Origin of the sequence: Novosphingobium sp. KN65.2, from assembly GCF_001368935.1 — a bacterium.
Taxonomy (GTDB): Bacteria; Pseudomonadota; Alphaproteobacteria; order Sphingomonadales; family Sphingomonadaceae; genus Novosphingobium; species Novosphingobium mathurense.
The window spans coordinates 1-4,630 of sequence record NZ_CCBH010000063.1 but is presented as its reverse complement, the minus strand read 5'-3'; the positions used below and the strand labels follow the sequence as shown (position 1 = coordinate 4,630).

General features: G+C 60.6%; 7 protein-coding genes and 1 pseudogene. All 8 read right to left on the bottom strand.

Going from position 1 to position 4,630, the window contains the following annotated elements; translation table 11 throughout:
• Window positions 1-402 (bottom strand): annotated as a pseudogene (locus SPHV1_RS02335) (hypothetical protein); the annotation flags it as partial.
• A 4-nt stretch (window positions 403-406) separates the two neighbouring features.
• Complete coding sequence (locus tag SPHV1_RS02330) at window positions 407-598, bottom strand: hypothetical protein (protein ID WP_048575073.1); 192 nt, start codon at window positions 596-598, stop codon at window positions 407-409.
• 492 nt (window positions 599-1,090) lie between these two features.
• Window positions 1,091-1,918 (bottom strand): helix-turn-helix domain-containing protein, encoded by an 828-nt coding sequence (locus SPHV1_RS02320; RefSeq protein WP_048575072.1) that lies wholly within the window; start codon window positions 1,916-1,918, stop codon window positions 1,091-1,093.
• Window positions 1,919-2,108: 190 nt separating this feature from the next.
• Complete coding sequence (locus tag SPHV1_RS02315; RefSeq protein ID WP_048575071.1) at window positions 2,109-2,387, bottom strand: hypothetical protein; 279 nt, start codon at window positions 2,385-2,387, stop codon at window positions 2,109-2,111.
• Between the two features lie 74 nt (window positions 2,388-2,461).
• Entirely contained in the window at window positions 2,462-2,704 is a 243-nt protein-coding gene (locus tag SPHV1_RS02310) for a DUF2274 domain-containing protein (protein ID WP_053085602.1), read from the bottom strand.
• A 3-nt stretch (window positions 2,705-2,707) separates the two neighbouring features.
• Window positions 2,708-3,034: a hypothetical protein gene (locus SPHV1_RS02305; protein WP_048575070.1), complete on the bottom strand. Its 327-nt coding sequence runs from the start codon at window positions 3,032-3,034 to the stop codon at window positions 2,708-2,710.
• A 59-nt stretch (window positions 3,035-3,093) separates the two neighbouring features.
• Window positions 3,094-4,332, bottom strand: a complete 1,239-nt coding sequence (locus SPHV1_RS02300) for a TrbI/VirB10 family protein (RefSeq protein ID WP_053085601.1) — start codon at window positions 4,330-4,332, stop codon at window positions 3,094-3,096.
• A gap of 2 nt (window positions 4,333-4,334) precedes the next feature.
• The coding region (locus tag SPHV1_RS02295; protein ID WP_197277615.1) for a TrbG/VirB9 family P-type conjugative transfer protein at window positions 4,335-4,630 on the bottom strand (296 nt) is incomplete at its 5' end.

Here is a 4,630-nt window from a genome sequence, read left to right as displayed (position 1 = left end):
AGCTTCGGGCCGACTGGGCCTATCCAGCAATTCGCGCCATTTCCCGGCGCTAATGAGGTCCACGGCGTGCCACCAGCGGGCGGTTGGCGCTGTCGTGTAGCCGTAGCGGTTCGGCGCCCCGTTCCGGTCGATCTCGACGCCTAGAACCGCCTCGACGTGCAACACATAGGGATGGTCGGCCAGCAAGGGGTGACGAAGGCCAATCTTGCGAGGCTGACCTCCATCGGGGCGGCAAACCTCGATCGGAAACCCAAACATGCGTGAAGGGAGATTCCACGGCGCGGGCAGAGGAAAATCGCGCGGAACCGACAAGGCATGGTTGATGTCGAGAAGGTATAGATTGGGCGCGAAGCCCTTTTCCACCAGCGTTTCGCCAAGCGTATCGGAAGTCTGATTATCCATGGCCTTAGTCCTCGATCTCGATTTCGCTGATCGCGGCCCATGGAAGGCAATAGTTATGGCCTTGGCATTCAATAGCGATGCCGATGTCATCCACGTCATAGACGCCAGACCGGGGATATGACTGATAGTGTGAAGTGATCGTGACCGTAACGCTGTCGGTGCGCTCGGCCAGTAGCTTGCGGAGATATTCCAGCATTTCCCTTCCTTTCTTAAAATCGCCCTGCGGCGATGGCATCGGCCATCGGCGACACGGACGCCCAAGAACGCCGGGGGAATGGGGGGCAGCGGGAATCTGCGGGAGTGGTGCGGGCGCAGGGAGCGGAGCGAGTGAGCCACGGTCCTGCTGATTGTCGTTGCTGGGGAAAGGGGGCGGCGCGCCCCTTTCCACGCCTGACAAACTGACATGCAGGCGCTTGCGCCGGCACCGATCACGAAGGCCATTATGATCCGAGAAAATTGGATTGCCGGGATCACCTGGGTAAGACCTCGCCTTGCGGATGAACGCTACGACCGCCTTCGTCGCAAAAAATCGCTTTCAGCACGCACGAACGCAGCCGTTTGGGCGCTGCCCAAGCCGCTTGCTCCCGCTGGGGAGCATTCGTCCCGGCAAAGCCGGGGCGTCCAGCGGCGCCGCTAGCGCTGGTGTTTGGGGGTGGGTGTGACATTGCAGTTATCGCGCCGTCAGGCGTCAGCGCGTTGGCCGACTTAGGCCAACTCCTTTTGTCCTAATATATATAGAATCTAGGAGCGGTTGCGGATCATTTTGAGACTCACGCTCCTGCCTGTCGAGCGATGCGCCCAGCTTCGCCAGCGCCTTGGCGAGCGGGCCTTGCAGCAGTTCGTTGGCGAGGTCTTCACGGGACAGACGCGACAACATGGCATCCGTATCGGCCGCTCGATCGGCAAGCCGCTGCAATTCGTCATCGGGAAGCGGCGAGGGCCTTAGCCAGCGAGGAATGAATTTCATGACCCGTTCGGGCAGGAGAACCCGATAGGCGTTCGAGGTCTGCTCGTAGCGCGGCCCCGGCTCGTCGCTCGCCACGCGGACGAAACGGCGCTGCCGGACAAGGAAGCCGATGGCTTCAAGAACGGACAGGGCACGCGCGACGGTCGCACGCCCCAAGCCGGTCTTCTCGGCCAGGTCATTGTAGCTGGGAAATATCCGGCCATGACAGACGCGGGCGAGCGTCAACAAGCGCTCGTAAACGTCGATCGCGCTGCGCGTGAGCGACGCTAGCAGGCGCTCGCTGGCGGATAGGCTGCGCCCTTCTGCCAGCGCCGCGCGACGCAGGTTCTTCCCTGCAATCAAGGTCTGCTTGGCGATCCGCAAGAGCCTGTCGGTTTCTCCCGGCGCTGGGGCCGCAAAAAAAGCTTCCTCGAACGTCCCGGCCTCGATGCTGTCGCGCAGCACATGCTGGCCGGTGCGATGTGGCGCGCCCGATTGCGCGGGCTTGCGCCGAATACGCACGCCGCGAAGCGCCGCCAAAGTGGCGTCGCCAATGGTAATAGCTTCCATATTCCATCCTCCGTTAGGAGGCTGGGACCGGGCAAAATGATAGCGTGGCGCGAAACGCGCATCCCTTGATCTGGGGATCAGAAACCGCTACATAGGGTGAGTATTTGATATTTGTCCCTGTAGCGTCGCCAAACGCTGTAGCGGTTTTTTGGGGATGCCCGGCCTTAGCGCCGGGCTTTCCTTTATCTGGTCACAGCCCAAGCTCCTGTTTGTGGTCGAACGCAGCGCGCAAGACAGTCTCAAGCGCCGCTGATCGGTTCTTCAATCCTCTCTCCGCCTGAATGGCGTCGAGGACCGCGAGATAGTCTTTGCGAACCATGAAAGAGGCGGTAGCGACGCCCTGGGCGGCGGCACGATCGCGCGCGCGCTTGGTCGCCTCACGAGTAATTCTCCGTTTTTCACGCGCCTGCGCCTCCCGATCTGCGGGCGACACAGGTTCAAGTTGAAAGTCCGGTTGATTCGACTCCATGACGATTCAATATAGCATGGCTGCGGATAGAGCAATCACATGTGAGACATTGCGAGCAGTTATAAGAAAGGGGGCTATTGCCCCCCTTTCCGCTGTTCGCTTTTCCACCGTTTGAAACTCCGATCGCCGGCAATGAAGCTGCGGAGCATGTGCGGAATCAGTGTCTCGATCTCGACGACTTCGCCATAGGCGTCCTTGTAAGCGGCCCCGTAGCGGTCCATCTCAGCCGCCAACTCGGCATCAAGCGTGACGCTGATTTTGCGCTGCGCGCCGGGTGTGCCGATCTTGGGCAAGTTCAAGGCCGTATTCTTCGACATTTATTAGTCCTTCTTCAGATAATGCCGGACCGCCGTGCTGATAAACGACGACTGTGTTGTCAGGTGGCGGAAGCGAATAACCATCTCGGCGGCATCCTCTTCCAATCTGACGGAAAGGGGATCAACGCCGCCTCGGCGCGGATGAGCAGCAAAAACAATATCTTCTCCTGCATCTATCCGCCGCGTGAGCGCCTTGACCGCCTCGCTGTAAAACTCGCTGACGGTTATCGTGCGCCCTTCGCGCGCGCTCCGTTGTAGAACCGCCTGCCTAACTTGATCGTGTAGACCCGTTGGTAATGTGATACCCATTTGCACTTGAGATTTAGCCATTCCTTGAACTCCTTGCGGCCGCGCCCCTTATGGCGCGATCGCAAGGATTGCGCGACTCTCTAGTCTCGGCGGTAGGGACGCAAAACCATGTCTTTGTTAACAAGGACACGGAGGCGGGCACCTGAGCGGATAGTAATGGTGGGCTGTCGATTAAGCTCCCGCGTGACGAATTGTTGCCCTGTGCGAGAAGCCTCCTGACTAAGAGCACCCCCGCCAGCAGTAACAAGCTGGTTATCACGCACGCCCGCGCTGTCCGCGTAAGCCCCGCCGATAGCGATTGCAGTGGAAAGAGTGACGCCGGTAAGCAGGCTCCCATAGTGATTATTGACGCGATCTTTGAGGCCAGCGGCCCCGGTTGCGTCCGTCCCTGACATACCGCCGATGTTGATGGAATCACCGTTGGGATAGATTACCCGATTCCACACGACCAACGCCCTGTTCTGCTTGTAGCTGACCTTGCTGTCATAGCGGCCGAACAGGCGCGCGCCCTGCGGGATGAGCAGGAATTTGCCCGTAACGTGGTCATAGACGTTCTCGGTGACGGTCGCGATCACGTCGCCGGGGAGGTCGGAATTGAGGGCAGTCACCAGCGCAGCGGGAATGACGGTCCCAGCCTTGACTTCATATGTCGAAATCGCCGCTTTGATCGGCGAGGCCAGATAATCGTCACCGATCCGCGCCGACTGAATGAATTGCTCCTTTTCGTGCTGCATATTCTGCCTGCCGGGGTCTTCGGGATCGGGGCCAGCGGGTGGCTCTCGCTCGCCCGCATCCCCAGCCCCAGCGCCGCCCTGGGCGTCGCCTCCCTGCATTCGTCCATCTGGGAACAGGACGCCGCCAGCGCGCGCCGCCATCTCCTGACGTATCGCCAGTTCGCGGGCCTGTTCCGCGCGCTGCTGGGCGGGCGTAAGCTGCCGTTGCTGCGGACGTTGCTGGGCATTGGGATCGCCCTGCGCTCCCTCCGCGCCTTCCTCGCCCACGGCGGGCAGAGTGGCATTGCCGGGGCCGCTTAGGTCGGGGCGCGTGTCGCCATAGTTTTCCGGCAAGTCGTCGAGGACGGGTTTCGCCATCTGCATCGCGGTTTCCTGTTCCTCCTTCTCTCCGCTGCCGGTGCTCTTGGGCAGGACGAACGCATAAACGATCCCGACGACGAACAGCATCGCGAGGGCAGAAACGCACCCTATGATGATGCTGCGCTTATAGCGGGTGACGCCGGGACGGTTGGTTTCGAGGATCGACGATACCGGCTGTTTTTCCTCGGGCGTGAACGCCGGATCGGCGGTGATGTCGCCGCTCATGGTTACGACCTCCCGTCGCGCTGGCGCTCGATCCGCACGACTTCCTGTTTCTTGCTGCCAAGGCGCAGCTCGGCCACGCTGATAAGCCGGTCGATGACATAATAGCGGCCCTGCACGCGGTAGTTGACCAATTCGGCCTGTTTGTTTTCGCCGATGACAAACAGCGGCGGGGCCTCGGTCGTGCCAAGATCGGGCGCAAACTGGATATAGGTCTTGCTGCCATCGTCAAAGACACGCTCGGGCGTCCATGCCGGAGCGTGTCGGCCGCGCGCCCCGATCCTATAACCGATAATTAGAT